13 protein-coding genes and 2 pseudogenes are annotated in these 16,354 nt (G+C 48.9%); 4 read left to right on the top strand and 11 right to left on the bottom strand.

Going from position 1 to position 16,354, the window contains the following annotated elements; genetic code table 11:
- A complete protein-coding gene (locus tag ACFS7Z_RS07825; protein ID WP_377483072.1) occupies positions 1-633 on the bottom strand; it encodes a GNAT family N-acetyltransferase in 633 nt (210 codons plus the stop codon).
- Positions 634-811: 178 nt separating this feature from the next.
- Here ACFS7Z_RS07825 and ACFS7Z_RS07820 point away from each other — a divergent pair, with 178 nt between their 5' ends.
- On the top strand, positions 812-1,675 hold the full coding sequence (locus tag ACFS7Z_RS07820; RefSeq protein ID WP_377483070.1) for an SDR family NAD(P)-dependent oxidoreductase: 864 nt from the start codon (positions 812-814) through the stop codon (positions 1,673-1,675).
- An 86-nt stretch (positions 1,676-1,761) separates the two neighbouring features.
- Here the strand turns inward: ACFS7Z_RS07820 and ACFS7Z_RS07815 are convergent, their stop codons facing one another.
- From ACFS7Z_RS07815 to ACFS7Z_RS07775, 9 genes are all read right to left on the bottom strand, one after another.
- Positions 1,762-2,190 (bottom strand): hypothetical protein, encoded by a 429-nt coding sequence (locus tag ACFS7Z_RS07815; protein WP_377483068.1) that lies wholly within the window; start codon positions 2,188-2,190, stop codon positions 1,762-1,764.
- A 165-nt stretch (positions 2,191-2,355) separates the two neighbouring features.
- Positions 2,356-3,321, bottom strand: a complete 966-nt coding sequence (locus ACFS7Z_RS07810) for an AAA family ATPase (protein WP_377483066.1) — start codon at positions 3,319-3,321, stop codon at positions 2,356-2,358.
- A gap of 4 nt (positions 3,322-3,325) precedes the next feature.
- Positions 3,326-4,696 carry a peptidylprolyl isomerase gene (locus ACFS7Z_RS07805; RefSeq protein ID WP_377483064.1) on the bottom strand — a complete coding sequence of 457 codons (1,371 nt, stop codon included), beginning with the start codon at positions 4,694-4,696 and terminating at the stop codon, positions 3,326-3,328.
- A gap of 269 nt (positions 4,697-4,965) precedes the next feature.
- On the bottom strand, positions 4,966-7,281 hold the full coding sequence (locus ACFS7Z_RS07800; protein ID WP_377483062.1) for a peptidylprolyl isomerase: 2,316 nt from the start codon (positions 7,279-7,281) through the stop codon (positions 4,966-4,968).
- A 160-nt stretch (positions 7,282-7,441) separates the two neighbouring features.
- The gene (locus tag ACFS7Z_RS07795) at positions 7,442-7,867 is read right to left on the bottom strand and encodes an ATP-binding protein (RefSeq protein WP_377483060.1); all 426 of its coding nucleotides are present in this window, start codon (positions 7,865-7,867) and stop codon (positions 7,442-7,444) included.
- Positions 7,860-8,198, bottom strand: a complete 339-nt coding sequence (locus ACFS7Z_RS07790) for an STAS domain-containing protein (protein WP_377483058.1) — start codon at positions 8,196-8,198, stop codon at positions 7,860-7,862. The genes ACFS7Z_RS07795 and ACFS7Z_RS07790 overlap by 8 nt, the downstream gene beginning before the upstream one ends.
- A 20-nt stretch (positions 8,199-8,218) precedes the next feature.
- Positions 8,219-10,204 (bottom strand): GAF domain-containing SpoIIE family protein phosphatase, encoded by a 1,986-nt coding sequence (locus tag ACFS7Z_RS07785; RefSeq protein WP_377483056.1) that lies wholly within the window; start codon positions 10,202-10,204, stop codon positions 8,219-8,221.
- A gap of 410 nt (positions 10,205-10,614) precedes the next feature.
- Positions 10,615-12,084 (bottom strand): IMP dehydrogenase, encoded by a 1,470-nt coding sequence (guaB, locus tag ACFS7Z_RS07780; RefSeq protein ID WP_377483053.1) that lies wholly within the window; start codon positions 12,082-12,084, stop codon positions 10,615-10,617.
- Positions 12,085-12,196: 112 nt separating this feature from the next.
- Entirely contained in the window at positions 12,197-12,514 is a 318-nt protein-coding gene (locus tag ACFS7Z_RS07775) for a rhodanese-like domain-containing protein (RefSeq protein WP_377483051.1), read from the bottom strand.
- A gap of 191 nt (positions 12,515-12,705) precedes the next feature.
- Here ACFS7Z_RS07775 and pnuC point away from each other — a divergent pair, with 191 nt between their 5' ends.
- The gene (pnuC, locus tag ACFS7Z_RS07770) at positions 12,706-13,332 is read left to right on the top strand and encodes a nicotinamide riboside transporter PnuC (protein WP_377483049.1); all 627 of its coding nucleotides are present in this window, start codon (positions 12,706-12,708) and stop codon (positions 13,330-13,332) included.
- A gap of 119 nt (positions 13,333-13,451) precedes the next feature.
- Positions 13,452-13,628, top strand: a complete 177-nt coding sequence (locus ACFS7Z_RS07765; protein ID WP_377483046.1) for a hypothetical protein — start codon at positions 13,452-13,454, stop codon at positions 13,626-13,628.
- A 145-nt stretch (positions 13,629-13,773) separates the two neighbouring features.
- Here the strand turns inward: ACFS7Z_RS07765 and ACFS7Z_RS07760 are convergent.
- Positions 13,774-13,911, bottom strand: a pseudogene (locus ACFS7Z_RS07760) (IS3 family transposase); the annotation flags it as partial.
- 1,278 nt (positions 13,912-15,189) lie between these two features.
- Between ACFS7Z_RS07760 and ACFS7Z_RS07755 the strand changes: the two are divergent.
- Positions 15,190-16,354: pseudogene (locus tag ACFS7Z_RS07755) on the top strand (hypothetical protein); the annotation flags it as partial.

Here is a 16,354-nt window from a genome sequence, read left to right as displayed (position 1 = left end):
TCAAGCCAAGGCAGTAGAGTTTTCCTGCTCTAGTTCCTGTTGTTTGGCCTCAAAATCTTCCCGTGTCAGGCCATAGTAGCTTAGGTCAAGCAACTCATCAGAGTCGCCGCCGCGGTAATCGTTACGAAGTACCCCTTCCTTCAGAAATCCGCTTTTTTCTGCCAGAGCTCCATAGCTTTCATTCGCATTGGTGCAGCGCATGTACAGCTTGTTCAGCTTCAGGGAGTCGAAAGCAAATCGGAGTACTGCCTGTAGTGCCTCTTGCGCCAGTATTTTATTATCAGGCCATTGGGTAAAGTATAAACCCAATTCAGCCTTTGGCACAGAGCGGTCTAAGTTCTTCAGTGCTACGTTGCCGATGTAGACGTTATCTTCTTTCTGCCAGACGCCAAAGTCAAAGGTGCGGCGGTTTTCCCATTCTGTGCGCAACTGGCGCACCTGCGTCCGTGCATCCTCCAGTACCCTGACACGGGCCAGCCGGCCTGCAAAGGCAGGATTAAGGTAGGCAGTGTTTTCCTTTAACAAGCGCATAAAGTCACTTTCATCGCCTTCCTGATAAGGTCTTAGTGTCAGGTGCTCTGTCTCTAGTTGCTCTTTATAGGAATTGGGTTGGGTGTTGTACAAAAAGTTCATATAGTATGGCTCTTAAGGTGATGCTGTATTTTTTAAAGGGTATTGTAGTTGTACATACGTGAACAATAAAGTTTGTGACGGCATGCCAGGGATAGTACAGGAGCCAACGGTGCTGCTGCTTTCGTCGTTTACTTAGGAACACGGAACAATAAGATAAGCATAAAAAACTGAAAGCAACATGGGAAACAGACTGAAAGGAAAAGTAGCTATCGTGACAGGCGGTGGCGCAGGTATAGGCGAGGCCATTAGTAAAAAGTTCGCCAAAGAAGGGGCAAGTGTCGTGGTAGCCGGCTTCCCCGAAGACCCGGTGGAAGACGTTGTAAAGGGAATACAGGAGGAGGGAGGCACAGCCATTCCGTTTACGGCTGATCTGTCTTCCTTGGCCAATGCCAAAAGCTGTGTGGAGCTTGCCGTGAAGCAGTATGGTAAGCTGGATATCCTGATAAATAACGCCGGCACGTTCCCGGAAGTGAACATGCTGCCGGACTTCTCGGAGGAGGCGTTTGATTACCTGCTGAAGAACAACATCAAATCTACTTTTGTCATGAGTAAGGCTGCGCTGCCGGAACTTCAGAAAACTAAGGGCAATATCGTGACAGCCGGCTCAGAGTCTGGTGTGCTGGGGATAGCCAAAAATGCGCCCTATGGAGGTACCAAAGGCTTTAACCATGCCTTTACAAAAGGACTTGCGGCGGAGCAGGCGCAAACAGGCGTACGCTGCAACATTGTAGCGCCCGGCCCAATTGACACAGGCTGGACGCATAAAGAAACCGGCCCAATGGACAGCCAGATGGAGAAGATGGTAACGCAGGGTACATTGATGGGACGCAGAGGCACGCCAGAGGAAGTGGCCAACGTTTACCTGTTCCTGGCATCAGACGAGGCATCTTACGTAACGGGAGCAGTCTGGCCTGTTGATGGGGGTACGCTCATCGCCAAAGGCCCCGCTGGCGACCAGGCAGATGACAGCATGAAGCAGCAACCGGATGGAGAACTAAACCTGGAGCACTCTAAAGATAGCCATACTTCTATCAGAAAGTAATAAGGCTTTTTCCTGAGCGTGAAATGAAAAAGGCCAGCGTTACTGTGGTAGCGCTAGCCTTTTGTATATCTGGTTTCCCTTGAGCTTTATGCGTTCAGGAACGGGTAATTAAAGTGTTTCGGGCTGTGCAGTTTCTGCTGGATCATCATGACCTGCAGCGTATGAGCCGCCTCCTTGAAGTACTCCAATCTACGGTACAGCATCTCTTTCTGCAACACAACACCGGTAGCCGTTTTCATATAAGCTTTTTTATCCTCCAGCACGCGGTGCATCACCTCGTTTACCTGCTCTTCGTTTTGCAGGTACCACTGCTGGAAATCCTGTACGCGTTGAGCACCCTGTGTGTCAGAGGTGAATTCCAGCCCATGCAGGCGCAGCACATCGGTAAGCAGGTTAACTTCCAGTGGAAGAGTAGTATTGTAAGGCATTGAACGCATTTCAAGGGGGCTGTTAAGAGCACCAACTACTGTTGCCAAGTTCTCCTTAAAGCGAAGGTGTAAAGCAGCTGCTTCCATACATGTATCGGGTGATAGTGGTAAAAGTGATTGGGCGCAAAATTACACCAATTTAGCATACTAACAACGCGCTGAAAATTGTATAGCTTGATTGTTAATGGTTACATGCTTGTTTTCAGGTTATCTGAATCAACAATGTGCCAATACGGCCATTTAGCCATTGAATTAAAGCAGCTCCTGGATGATTCTTTCTACCGTGATGCCTTCTGCCTCGGCCTTGAAATTCCGAACGATGCGGTGGCGAAGGATAGGGAGCGCTACCGCCTGCACGTCTTCAATGTCAGGGCTGTACTTACCGTTTAGGATGGCGTTGCATTTGGCGCCCACAATCAGGTGCTGGGAGGCTCTTGGTCCTGCACCCCACTCCAGGTACTGGTTTGCCTGGCTAGAGGCCATCGGCATATTGGGGCGTGTTTTGTGGACTAGCTTTACCGCATACTCCACCACGTTGTCTACCACAGGCACGCGGCGCACTAACTGCTGAAAGTTAATGATGTCCTCGGCGTGCAGGATCTTGTTGAGTGAGTTTACGGTGGCACCGGTTGTGTTCTTTACAATCTGCAGTTCCGACTCGTAGCTTGGGTAGTCCAGTGTAATGTTGAACATGAAGCGGTCCAGCTGTGCCTCGGGCAGGGGGTAAGTACCCTCCTGCTCAATTGGGTTCTGGGTGGCCAGCACAAAAAACGGTCTTGGTAAGCTATACCTGTGGCCGGCTACAGTAACGGCGTGTTCCTGCATGGCCTCTAAGAGCGCCGCCTGTGTTTTAGGAGGCGTACGGTTTATCTCATCGGCCAGTACAATGTTGGCAAACACGGGGCCGGTTACAAATTTAAAGTTACGGTCGTTGTCCATGGTCTCTGCGCCGACTATATCAGAAGGCATCAGGTCGGGCGTAAACTGCACCCGGTTAAACGACATGTCCAGCGAGGAAGCAATGGTGTGGATAAGGAGCGTCTTGGCGAGTCCCGGCACACCCACCAGCAGGCAGTGCCCCTGACAAAAAACAGCTGTAAGTACTAACTTAATGACTTCTTCCTGCCCTACAATCACTTTAGATATCTCGGAAGTAAGCTCCCGGTAAACGTGATGTAAAGCATCGGCTGCTTCTTTGTCAGAGGTAAACTGCTTCATTTTTTTATTGCATTAGTTGTTGGAGCCCACCACAACCCTGGTACTCCGGATCAATTTCAATAAACACGGTATCGATGTTCTTACGGAACCACTCATCTACGGCTTTGTTTCGCTTTTCGGCGAGCGCCGCATTCGAAATCCGCTGGTAATCGTCTGTCAGGTTAGCCAGGTGCGGCTTTGATTTTCCTTTTAAGTAGATGATGCGCACAGCCTCTTTGCCATCCTCGGTGGTATAAGGAATCGGTTTTGATATCTCCCCTACCTGCATCGTGTCAATCACGAAAAAGATAGAGGGGTCAACCTGATCCATCGGGATATAGGTGCTGCCCGAGCGGCCGCCTATTATCATACCACCGTTGTCTTTTGTGGTCTTGTCATCAGAGTACTCTTTGGCCGCTTTCGCAAACGTCAGCAGACTGTCACTCTGTATTTTAGTGCTGATACTATCCAGGGCCGTAACTGCTTCCTGTATATCTACAGTAGCTGTGGCGGGCTTTATCAGGATATGGCGCGTGTTAAACTCCTGCCCGCGGCGCTCGATCAACTGAATAAGATGAAAGCCAAACTGTGACTCAATTACGTTGGAGATTCCACCGGGCTCGAGGCGCAAAGCAGCGGCTTCATACTCCGGAACCAGTTCCTTCTTCTTAAAAAAGCCCAGTTCCCCCCCGGCCTGTGCCGAGCCTGGGTCCTGCGAGAATTGCTTTGCCAGCGTGGCAAAATCCTCACCGGCAACTATACGCTTGCGTAGGGCCTCCAGTTGCTCCCGGGCCGCCTGCTTTTGTGTCTTGCTTACGCTGGCGTATTTCACAATCTGGCCCAGCTCCACCTCGCTTGAGAAATAAGGAAGGCTGTCTGCGGGAATGTTATTGAAGTAGCGCTTGATTTCTTTGGGAGTCACGGTTACTTTGCCGGTTATCTCCTGCTGCATCTTCTCCATCACCATCTGGTCCCGTACGGTGCGGCGCAGCTCCTCTTTCAGTTGCGTGATGCTCTTGTTATAGTACTGCTCCAGTTTCTCCACACCACCTACCTGGCCTGCCAGGTACTGTATGCGGCGATCGAGTTCACTGGCCACCATGGCTTCCGCTACCACAACAGAGTCTACCTCGGCGCGGGCAATGAGCAGCTTGTCCTGTAGCAGAGAGGTAAATATCTGGCACTTCAGATCTTCGCTTGGCTGTTGCTTGGACTGCTGAAGGTACTGCAGGTAACCGAACTCTACGTCGGAGCGCAAAATCACCTGGTTGTCTATTTTAGCGATAATGCCATCTACCTTGCGCTGCACAGGTGCCTGGGCAAACGCCGTAGAGGACGTTGCAATGAGGCATATTGCCGCAAAGGCCGTTCTGGCGAATTGATGAATTTTTTTCAAAATTGTAAAATTGATATGATTGTGTGCGCTTAGAGCCTGCCTGGATGTTATGTCGCTGCAAAAAGGTAAACGTTGAGTACCGACAGGGCTCATCCTCAGACCCAAAGCCGGAGCGATGGGCCAGAAAACAGCAGATGTCGGTTCTAAAGCACTCCTTTGCAGCCTGAAACCAAAACTTCAGACCTGCCCTGTTGTAAAACGCACAATTTACGTCTTTATTCTGAATAAACTGAACTATACAGCTACTGCAAAAAAGATACCAGACAAAGCTATTGTTTTATCAGCTTCTCTACCTCGTCCTGCCTTACAGTAACCGGGTATTTCTCGCGCAGTTGGTTCACCCACTGCTGCTCCAGGTAGTTCTGGTAATCAGAGATTGCCAGGCCCCGCACTTCGTCCAGTTCTTTGTACCCCGGCTCCAGCACATCTTCAATAATGATAAGGTACTCACGGCCGTTTTGCTGCACGTTATAGGTGCCTTTCTGCCAGTTTACCATATCCACAGCCTTGTTGTCGCCTTTCTGGAATTTCTTTTCAGTTATCTGAACCCCCAGTGGGTTGCTGCTCTGTGCGTTCAGGTTATCGGCAAGGGCGCTAAGCGCTGTGGTATACAGCGCAAATGAAACGCGACGGTTGCGGCGGCGGCCGGTCTCTGTGTTATCCGGACCTGCCTGGCTTTTCGAGCCAAGGCTGTTGGTGCTGATTTGTGTGGCCGGCACACCCTGAGAGATTAGGTAAGCTTTTGCAGCGCTGGCTCTATCAGCAGCAAGGCCTTTGCTGTCAGCGGCTTCACGGGTGTCGGTGTGGCCGTTAATGTCTACGGTCAGGTTCTCGTTTCCTTTCAGAAGCTCAGCCAGTTCGTTTAGCTTGGCTGTACTTTCCTGCGTTAGCGCAGGCTTGTTCTGCTCGAACAGGATGTCTGTCAGCTTCGTGAAGCTGACAGGATAACGGCGCTTGCCAAGTTGGTCCTGTGCTTTCTGCAGCAGCTCTTTGTTAGCCGCGCTGATAACAGTAGCCTGCACACGCGGGCCCCACTTGTACTTCTCCCTGTTCTGGTTAAAATAGGCTTTCAGCCCAACAGAATCTTGAATCGCCTTCGACCATACTTTCTCGTCCATCATCTGGAAGAGGAGGATGCCGTCGTGGTACTCCTGTACCAGCATCCTATAGTCAGGGTGCTTCACTTCCAGATTCGCCTTTTCATACCCCACCAGGCTCTTATCTACATAAGCTTCGTAGAGCAGGTTCATAGCATGCGCGGCTGAGTTTGTGCTGCGCGGCTGCTGTGTCTCTTTGGCATACTGCCAGAAGTCACCAATAGTATAGGGCTTTCCCTGTATGGTGAAAAGGGTCTGCTTCAGAGCCGGATCGTTTTCGTCGTAGGTCCAGGCTGCCTGCAGGAGTTCGTTTGAGGCTTTGGCCATGGCAGTTGCCTTGGCCGTTGCGTCTTCTGTGAAGTTATTTTCTGCCTTAATGCGCCTGATGAAGGCAGTCTTATTCAGCTCAGAGCGCGAATCCTTTGCGATTTTGTTGCGCAGGTTCTGCTCCATGTCTTCGTAAGCAGGAAGGCCACGCTTTTCCAGCAGCTTAATAATGTGCCAGCCATAGGGCGTCAGCACCGGCTGCGCCACATCGCCAGCATTCTGTAGGTTAAAAGCGGCATCCTCAAAAGACGGTATCATACGGCCTGTGCCAAACCAGGGCAGCTCCCCGCCATTGGTGGCTGAGTTGGCATCCTCAGAGAATTCTGAGGCCAGTTTCTCCCAATTCTCATTGCGCTGCACCCGCTTAAAGATGGCATCTACACGCTGCTTTGCAGCCAGTGAGTCCGCTTTAGGAATACCCGGAGTGGCCCGCACCATGATGTGCGCCACTCTTACCTCTCCTTTGGCCTGGCGCTTGTCGTTCACTTTTACCAGGTGGTAACCGAATCGGGTACGCACCGGCATGGATATGTCTCCGACGGCCGTTTTATAGGCGGCATCCTCAAACGGGTATACCATTTGGAGGGCCGTAAAATAACCTAATTCTCCTTTGTTATCGGCTGCAGAAGGGTCCTGCGAGTTTTCCTGTGCCAGCTTTCCGAAGTCCTCTCCGGCCAGTGCCCGCTTACGCAGGTCCATTGCTTTGTTATAGGCGGCCAGTGTGTCTTCAGGGGCAGCATCCGGGCCAAGGCTAATGAGGATATGCGATGCATTTACCTCCTGCTTCATGCGCTCGTAAGCCTCTTTCACCAGCTTGTCGGTCACACTTTTCTCAGTTAGGTAAGGCTGTGCCAGCTGCTCTTTATAGCCCTCCAACTCCCGCTTGAAAGCAGTCGTGGTGTCCAGCCCCTTGCCCTCTGCCTCCAGCACCTTCAGCTTGAAGTTAGTGTACAGGTTGAGGTAATCGCTTATGCTCTGGCGGGTATAGGCATCTTCGTTGCCGCTGTTGTTCTTTTCGTACACGTAGCGGAACTCCGATGTGGAAACAGGTTGGGTGCCAAGTACAGCGATGGTAGGCTCTTTACTCTCATTCTTCTTGGTAGCGGTACAGCCAGCCATCAGCAGGACGGAAGCCGCAACAAGTAGGTGATTACTGCGCATAGGTTTTAAAAACAGGATTTTTCTTTCGCTGATCGGAATCAGGTCGTGCAATTTTAGTTATTTTTTCTGACAGATAAGTCAAAAAGTGTAACCACAATTCTATTGCAAATGGTTTCGTTTCCGATAACGGATATTGCGCAGGTAAAGTGTATATGTCGCTTTATTTGATTTTCTTATAAAGCAGGCAGGTGTTTTTGGAGCCTTCAGTTTTGAACTCTACTTTGTCCATGAGGCGTCTTACCAGGAGAAGGCCCCAGCCGCCTCCTTCATTGTTCTTTATTTTCTTCTGCAGGTCAGGCTCCTTATAGCTGAAGTGATCGAAGGCCATGCCCCAGTCAGAAATGGCAAACTGAAGCGTGTCTCCTGGTTTGTTGGTGGTAAGTTTATGGATTGAAAGGAGAATGTGCTTGGACGGGTCTTCCTGGTTTGCGTGGATAATAAGGTTGGCGCAGATCTCGTCTACGGCCAGCACAATCTGGTTCATCAGAATATCCGTCAGGGTAAGGGCATGCAGGTACTCCGTGACAAAGTCACGTATTATCTTCAGGTTCTTCTTAGTACAGTTTACCTGAATGGAATTATTCATTTGCAATACTCCTTGCTTCCTCGTAATCCGAAACGATGGTCATCAGCAGGTCCAGACCCAGAATCTCGAACACATTGCGCACCTTGTCCTGCATGTTATAGAAAATCAGCTTGATTTGCGCATCCTCGAAACGCTGCAGGTGCGAGATAAACACGCCAAGACCGGCGGAGGAAATGTAGTGCAGGTTTTTGCAATCAACCAGGATTTTGCTGTACTCCATTATTTCAGGATCCGACAGCTCCTCGTCCAGCATCACGGAAGAGCTGGCATCGAGCTCACCATCAAGCGTCATGATGATGGTGTTATCTTTAATTTCGTGTGTTATTTTCATCGGCTTACTTTACGGCTTATTCATTTGTTTGGTTCAACGGGTTTGAACTTGATCACCAGCAGTGTCTGGTCGTCATACAGGTTGTCCGGACCCGTGAAATACTCCAGGTCGTTTATGATGGCATATTTGATGTCTTCTGCCTCGAGGTGGTACGTTTGCTGCAGCATATACTTGAGCCTGTCTTCGCCATATTCCTCGTTTGCCTCGTTGCGGGCTTCCACAATGCCGTCGGTATAAATGACCATTACATCACTTGGGTTGTAGTCGTAGTACATCTCCCGGATGTGGTTGGCGTAGCTCTTGTCCCGGATAATGCCCAGTCCCAGGCCGTCTGTCTGAAAGTAAAAGACGTCGTCCATCATGGCGTTATAGTATAACGTGTGGCAGTGGCCGGCGCGGGCGAACATAAAGCCCTTCATACTATAATCTATAATGTAAAGCGCAGAGGTAATAAAAGAGGTTTTCTCCAAGCAGCGGCTGAGGGCGCTGTTGGCCTGCTTCATAAACTCGCTGGGCGGCATGTCCTGCTGCATCAGGCCATGAAAAATGCCTTTCATCTGCGCCATGTGGAAAGCGGCCGAAATACCCTTGCCCGATACGTCGCCGATGATAATGGCAATGCGCGACTCGCTCAGCTGCAGGAAATCGTAGAAGTCGCCGCCCACCTCTTTGGCTGCCAGGGCATGTGTGCTTATCTCAAACCAGCTGTCGACCGGGAATTTCTTTGGGATGAGGCTATCCTGCACCTGTGTGGCAATCTTCAACTCCTCTTTATAACGCTCGTTCTGCAGCGATTCTGATATCAGCCGCAGGTTTTCTATGGTGAGCGTGGTCTGGCTGGTAAATGTGCGCAGCACGTTCACAGTTTCGCGGTCGAAGCCCTGCTCAATATCCTTCAGCAAATAGAGCACCCCCGACAGGTAGTTCTTCGACTTGATGGGGAGTATGATCAACGACTTCCAGGGCAGCATCAGGTCCCGGAAGCCAGGGTTGCGGTTCAGGTTGTTGTTGATGTAATCGATGTTGTGGATGTTGTAGGCCAGCAGCAGGTGCCGTATGCGCTTGATCTGGTCGATGTTGACGTTGAGGAGCTGCGTTACCTGTGGCTCTCCGTTGCGGATCATCTCAAACCAGGCGGCACTGGCATCAGAGGCTTTGATAGTGCTTTCGAACAACATATCATACACCTGCGCTTCGCTTTGCCCTTGCTGTATCGACTGGCTCAGGCGCTGGAAGTTCAGCAGGTCCTCGCTTTTCTGCTCAAAAACGCTGGAGGTAGGCAAACTGAAAAGTGACACTAGGAAGGCTGCCAGCGTATAGGCCCCCACAAACATCATAGCTAGCAGCAAAAAGCCCACGTCGGTATAGTCAATCACCAGGTTCGGGCTGTCTGCCATGCCCCTGAAGAAGCGCACAAAAATATAGCAGCTGAGCAGGATAGCGCCGAGTAAAACCAGAGAACGGCTTTTATTGCTGAACGTGAGGTAGGCGACCCATTTCAGGTTGGTGCACAAAAACAGGATATAAAAGCCTATCAAAGCCAGCAGCGGCATAAAGATGTAGCTGGTGTAGTTAAAGTTGAAGATGGTAAGGAGCAGCATGGCCCCCAATAGCAACTCAAACCAGTCCCAGGCTATCTGCAGAAACTTGTTTTTATGGTATAGCAGTAACTGCCGCCAGATGTAGAAGGCTTTGGCCAGGAAAATAACGAGCAAGCCGAAGTTTATCTGGTACACCAGGTGCAGCAGCAGCGGCGACTCGGTGTCAACATAGTTCGTCATCACCTTGTAGCCCAGAAAAATAGCCACACTCAGGTAGGCTGCCACGGCAGCTTTCGAGAAGAGGTTCCAGAGATACCCGATAAAATCAACGCCTTTCAGCGACTCTGTACTCAGGCGTTGGAAGAGGAAAACAGAGACAAGGAAAATAACAATCAGCAGGTTGCTCAAAAAAGGCAGCGACAACGTGGCAGTGCCCTGCTCCCGAAGCCTATTCGCAGAAAACAAGACGTTTGCTAACAGCAGAGCCCAGCTAACGACAGCAGTAGTAACCAGTAAAGATCTTGCATTCGTTTTGTAAAGCATAGGATGGGAATCCGCTGTTTTGTTTTCCTGCGATAGTATATTGCTTTTAATTGATTTAATATCGATGAAAGGTAATAAAAATTTCCGCTCTTTGGCCAAGGTGTGAGAGTAGAGTTAGAGAAAAACAACTTGCATAACGTAAAAAGGAAGGCGTAGGTTAGCGTGTAAGCCAATCTGCGCCTTCCGGTTCACATGCAGCGAAAAAGTGCCCGGCAAGTACATACTTACCGGGTATGCATTCTATAGGGATGCAGTTTAAACGCTAAAACAAACGTTAGTTAAACTGCTGCAGGCTAGCTGCTTGTTCTTTATAATTGTAAAACAGCTATTGCTTAACGGCTGTAGTTCGGAGCCTCCCGTACTATCTGCACATCGTGCGGATGACTTTCGCGCAAGCCGGCACCTGTTATCTTCACCATTTTAGCGCCCTGCAGTTTCTCGATGGTGGGTGTGCCGCAGTAGCCCATACCCGCACGTATACCGCCGGCTAACTGGTAAATCACTTCCTGCACCAGGCCCTTGTAAGGCACACGGCCTACAATGCCTTCCGGCACCAGCTTCTTTGCGTTTGTTTCGTTGCTCTGGAAGTAGCGGTCTTTCGAGCCCTCTTCCATCGCTTCCACAGAACCCATTCCGCGGTAGGTCTTGAACTTGCGGCCCTCGTAAATAATCATTTCTCCCGGAGCCTCTTCCGTGCCTGCCAGCAGCGAGCCAATCATCACAGTGCTGGCACCGCCCGCCAGGGCTTTCACGATATCACCGGAAAATTTAATGCCACCGTCCGCTATTACCGGTACGCCTGTTCCCTCCAGCCCCCGCACCGCTTCCATTACAGCAGACAACTGTGGTACACCGATACCGGCAATCACACGAGTAGTACAGATAGAGCCTGGGCCTACTCCAACCTTCACTGCGTCGGCGCCAGCGTCAGCCAGTGCTCTTGCTCCCTCAGCAGTGGCAATGTTGCCGGCTATCAGGTCCAGATCAGGGAAGGCTTCTTTGATTCTTCTAACCGCATCCAGCACTCCTTTGGAGTGGCCGTGTGCTGTGTCCACACTTATCACGTCTACACCTGCTTCTTTCAAGGCTTTCACGCGGTCCAGCACATCAGGCGTTACCCCTACGGCGGCACCTACACGCAGGCGGCCAAACTCGTCTTTGCAGGCAAAAGGGCGGTCTTTCTTCTTCAGGATATCTTTGTAGGTTATCAATCCTACAAGCTTGCCTTCCTCATCCACCACCGGTAGCTTTTCTATTTTATACTCCTGCAGAATATCTTCCGCCTTTGCCAGGTCTGTTCCCTTGGCAGCCGTCACGAGGTTCTGCGTAGTCATGACGGAGGAAACGCTTTGTGTCAGGTCTCTTTCGAAACGCAGGTCACGGTTTGTAATAATGCCGGTCAGTTTACCCGCGTCGTTCACAATCGGGATACCGCCGATCTTGTTATCGGTCATTATCTGCACGGCGTCGCCGAGTGTGGCCTTCTCGTTTAGGGTAATCGGGTCGAGAATCATGCCGCTCTCCGAACGCTTCACCTTCCGGACCTGCTGTGCCTGCTTCTTGATCGACATGTTCTTGTGGATAAAACCGATGCCACCTTCCTGCGCCATCGCAATCGCCAGGTCAGCCTCTGTCACAGTGTCCATGGCAGCTGAAATCAGCGGAATGTTAATGCGTATGTGGCGGGTAAGCTGCGAAGAAGTGTCTGTCTGGTTGGGGAGTACCTCGGAGTAAGCCGGGAGTAAAAGCACGTCATCGTAGGTAAGTGCTTCGAATAATATCTTAGACTGATCAGAGATCATGGCAAATAAATTAAGGGTTGTTATTTGCCGCGTAAAATTACGTAATTTTCCTGAGAATAAGCTGCAAGTAAAGAAGTAATATTTTTAAAGATAATTCCGAAGCAGGGGCTGCTCAGTATTTCGCCATTGACGGGTCTATTTGAGTAGCCCAGGCATGTATGCCACCTTTCAGGTTGAGGAGGTTCTCGTAGCCGAGGCGCTGTGTGAGGTAATTGATAGCCTGGGCACTGCGGAACCCATGGTGGCAGACCATCACAACCGGTACATCACGCCGAATGCGGCCCGCTTGCTTTTGCAGCTCTTCCATCGGTATCAAATCTCCGCCTAAGTTGCAAATCTCAAACTCAGAAGGCTCCCGCACATCCACCAACTGAATGTTGTTGCTCCGCGACAGCCGATCCTTCAACTCCTGCGCCGTAATCTCGTCCATAGGGTTCTTTCTCGGTTAAAAGAAATTATATACGTGTAGCGGGCTTGTACAGCTTAAGTGAGGAGGCAAATAACAAATCATGCCTTCATTTCTTACTGGCTATGCCTGCGTCTGCATGGTTTTTCCACCTGCGTTACAAATTTAAGGAGTAATATGTTTATTAAGGTGTTGCGGAGGCTTAACTTGCAGGGATGGATTTTTTACAGCGTATTTTAGGGGCTTTGCAGGCCATGAACCTGGTAGAACTGACTGGCGTGGTGACAGGGATTGCCTGTGTCTGGCTGGCTGCAAAGCAAAACGTCTGGACGTGGCCGATCGGCCTGGTGAGTGTAGGCATGTATGTGTTTGTGTTTTACGATGCGCGCCTTTACGCCGACATGGGCCTGAATGCGTTTTACTTTGTCACCAGCCTGTACGGCTGGTACCTGTGGCTGTACGGCGGCAAAAACCACACTGAGCGGAAAGTCGGGCGCGTCAGTAGAAAAGAGTTGGCGGTGCTGCTCGCGCTGGGTCTGGTGTTTGCGGTGAGCCTGGGGTACTTTTTAGATAACTATACTGATGCCGACCTTTCTTACACCGACTCTGCCACCACTGCCATCAGTTTGATAGGGTATTGGATGATGGCGAAGAAGCAACTGGAGAATTGGATTGTGTGGCTTATTGTGGACGTGGTGTACGTGGGGGTTTATACTTACAAAGATCTTTACCTGACCAGCTTTCTGTACTTTGTTTTCCTGCTCCTGTCCATCAAGGGCTACCTCGACTGGAAAAAGGATTTGGTAGCCCTGAAACAGGCCCCGGCAGAAGCGAATGCATAATACTACTTATTCGTCTTATTGTGAAAGACCTGCGGCAGCGGCTACACGTACAAGTGAACGAGTATGATTGCTGCCTCCTGTATAGGGTGCAGAATGTTCCACCACCAACCCTGCAGCATATGAGACAACGTAAACTGGAGTTACCTGAAGAGTTGAAATTTGAGAATCGTTTAAAGTGGGGCTACGAGTCTCCGGATGAAAGCCCAAAGCAGGTTCATTTGCATCAACATGGTGAAAAGCAGCCGAAGTTAGTGGAAGTATACAATTTCTACGACTACAGTTTTTCGGAAAATTAGCATCGCAATTAGAAGTGTAAACAACAAAGGGGAAGGTGTTTAATCACTTTCCCCTTTGTTGTTTTTATAAAAGTACTTATATGTCACCCTTACATGTATTAACACGCAGTTCACTGGAATTGTAATGTTTTACTGGAGACTTTTTTCAGGCAGCCACCGCTTGGTTGTACAACATTTCTTCATATCGGCATGGCGTCAGATGACCTAGTGCCGAATGCCTCCTTTTCCGGTTATACCACCCTTCGATGTACTCAAACTCGGCTAGCCTTGCCTCTGCTATGGTGGCAAATTTGTGTGCCTATTAAAAGCCTCCAGTCAAATGTAGCAAGTTCAAGGAAGCCCTTATCAACACGGTAGAGAAACTGGAGGTAATAGTTAGCGCTACTTTCCAGAACTGTTGCAGCAAGCTCTCCTTCGCCAAAAGCTGGATTATGAACATCTATAATTAAGTGTTCGGAAATTATCCTATTGCCTTTTTCAATAAATTATCACACACTTTATATGATAGGCATAGTGTTTACATGCTAAAGTTTAGAGCAGGACTGCTGGTGAATTGGATATAGAGGGGAACCGTGTCTCTGTTAGAACTTCAATTTGGAATTTAATATATCTATTTTTTATATAGCTTTTTTAATAAACACTTGAATTATTTCACCTTGAAATACAGTGCGTTCATATGTAAATGTAGATGATATACTATAAAATGCTTTTTTTTTCATATTTTTTTCTATAAATTCAGTATAAAACTAATGAAGAAGGAGAAGCTACTGGAGATGATTTAAAATATGTCTTTATTTAGTTTTGTTAAACTGTAGAAGTCTTTTCTGCAGGGTCATATCAGCAGTTTTGTAGAACAACTATAAATTATCGATTGGTTATTTTGTGACTAGCTACTAATAACTAGTGCTTTATTAATTTAAATATTCATAGTTTATATTATAGTAAATTAAATTTGCTGAACAATTCGAACTGCTTGGTAATCTCATAGGAACATCAAGCATGCTTGAGATTAGTGTACTCCTTTGGGTTAGCTGGTGTAGAGCTAAATGGTACATTATCCTGGTTGCTAACTGCTTGATGGCAGTAGGCTTTTACGCTATCTATCTTTATAAACTCATTAGCACCCTTGTAAAACATGCTTCATAATCATAGGAACATGTTTGTGAAATAAAACCTCAGATTAGAATTTATCAATATGAAAAAGTACTGCTTCAATAAAAAAGCAGGAGGGCCCGTTGTTGCCTTTTTGCTTATACGGGCCAGAGCTCCATAAAACATCTGCCAGAGAAGATTTGTCTTGAATATATTATAAACTTATCCTACTCTACCGAAGGTGTGTCTTCTGAACTGGAGTTGTTTGTGCTTGAGTTACAGTTGCTTTCACACATTTTCCTATGCTGCAAGAAAACTTTTACTTTAAATGAAATCAAAGATGAAGATAAATTATACAACGGACAGTACAACTACCTGTTATGGGCTAGTAAACTGTTATAAGCTGTTACGTTGGCTGTCCACCAGGCCATCTCTTTCTTTTGCCACTTTAGCTATCATGCTGATGACTATGATCCACAATCCTGTATACAGCACGGGCACACCCTGTACGGGCCCCTGTGATGGATTGAGGACACAGACGCAAGGTGGTTGGGGTGCCCCGCCCAGAGGTGGCAACAACGGTGCATATCTATATGCTAATTTTGAAGATGCATTTCCTGGCGGAGTTGTAATTGGAGATGTATCAACTACTGATGTATGCACCGGTAATCGTCTGATCTTAACTACACCAGAGGCAGTTACAGATTTCTTGCCATCTGGTAGTACAGCAAGAGCTTTAGGTGGTAACTATACTAATCCTGGCGGCAGTTATAACAACGTTCTGGCAGGTCAGGCAGTTGCCCTTACTATATCCATTGGCTTCGATAACACATTTGCAGATTTTGCCCCTTCTACTACTAACCTGGAAGATGCCATTGTTGCTGAAGGCACCTTTGCAGGCTGGACTGTAGCAGAAGTGCTAGCAGAAGCAAACCGAGCGCTAGCCGGGTGCGGATCGTCTTATTCTTTCTCTCAACTGAACGATGCCTTGTCCAGAATCAATGAGAGTTTTACAGATGGAGTGAGACGCAGCAATTACCTTGTTTGTCCGAGACCTGTTCCTGCTCAGCCAAGCCTGAGTGCTACACAGCCGACATGCGAAGTAAAAACTGGTACTATCACTGTGACCGCACCACTTGGCGCAGGTTATACCTATAGCCTCGACAACGGGCCTTTTGTGGCAAGCACAGTCTTCTCTGGCCTGGCGCCTGGTAATCACTGTGTAAGAGTAAAAGATGCTTATGGCTGTATCTCTAAACCTAGATGTGTAACCATCAATCCTGTGCCAGCACTGACCGCTACGCCTATTTTGAAAGTTGTACAACCAACTTGTGAGGTGATGACTGGAACCATTAAAGTAGTTTCTCCTACAGGTGCAGGGATTTCCTACAGCATCGACGGCAGCACCTGGCAGGCTAGTCCAGTGTTCGCTGGTTTGGCTCCTGGTAATTACTGCGTAAGAGCTAGAACCAATGGCACCTGCGTCTCTCAACCAGTGTGTGTGACTATCAACCCAGTTCCAGCCAAGCCAGCCAAGCCAGCGCTCACAGCCAAGCATCCGACCTGCGAGACACCTTACGGAGTGGTTACAGTGACTGCGCCGCTGGGTGCGTACTACACCTACAGCATCGACG

This window comes from Pontibacter toksunensis, from assembly GCF_042686245.1.
GTDB classification, from domain to species: domain Bacteria; phylum Bacteroidota; class Bacteroidia; order Cytophagales; family Hymenobacteraceae; genus Pontibacter; species Pontibacter toksunensis.
Note: the sequence above shows the minus strand (reverse complement) of the source record. Positions and strands in the feature narration are given on the sequence as shown.

Bases quoted from the DNA above. Each gene is read 5' to 3' on its own strand.
- ACFS7Z_RS07825 (WP_377483072.1), bottom strand. From the start codon at position 633: ATGAACTTTTTGTACAACACCCAACCCAATTCCTATAAAGAGCAACTA.
- ACFS7Z_RS07820 (WP_377483070.1), top strand. From the start codon at position 812: ATGGGAAACAGACTGAAAGGAAAAGTAGCTATCGTGACAGGCGGTGGC.
- ACFS7Z_RS07815 (WP_377483068.1), bottom strand. From the start codon at position 2,190: ATGGAAGCAGCTGCTTTACACCTTCGCTTTAAGGAGAACTTGGCAACA.
- ACFS7Z_RS07810 (WP_377483066.1), bottom strand. From the start codon at position 3,321: ATGAAGCAGTTTACCTCTGACAAAGAAGCAGCCGATGCTTTACATCAC.
- ACFS7Z_RS07800 (WP_377483062.1), bottom strand. From the start codon at position 7,281: ATGCGCAGTAATCACCTACTTGTTGCGGCTTCCGTCCTGCTGATGGCT.
- ACFS7Z_RS07795 (WP_377483060.1), bottom strand. From the start codon at position 7,867: ATGAATAATTCCATTCAGGTAAACTGTACTAAGAAGAACCTGAAGATA.
- ACFS7Z_RS07790 (WP_377483058.1), bottom strand. From the start codon at position 8,198: ATGAAAATAACACACGAAATTAAAGATAACACCATCATCATGACGCTT.
- guaB (WP_377483053.1), bottom strand. From the start codon at position 12,084: ATGATCTCTGATCAGTCTAAGATATTATTCGAAGCACTTACCTACGAT.
- ACFS7Z_RS07775 (WP_377483051.1), bottom strand. From the start codon at position 12,514: ATGGACGAGATTACGGCGCAGGAGTTGAAGGATCGGCTGTCGCGGAGC.
- pnuC (WP_377483049.1), top strand. From the start codon at position 12,706: ATGGATTTTTTACAGCGTATTTTAGGGGCTTTGCAGGCCATGAACCTG.
- ACFS7Z_RS07765 (WP_377483046.1), top strand. From the start codon at position 13,452: ATGAGACAACGTAAACTGGAGTTACCTGAAGAGTTGAAATTTGAGAAT.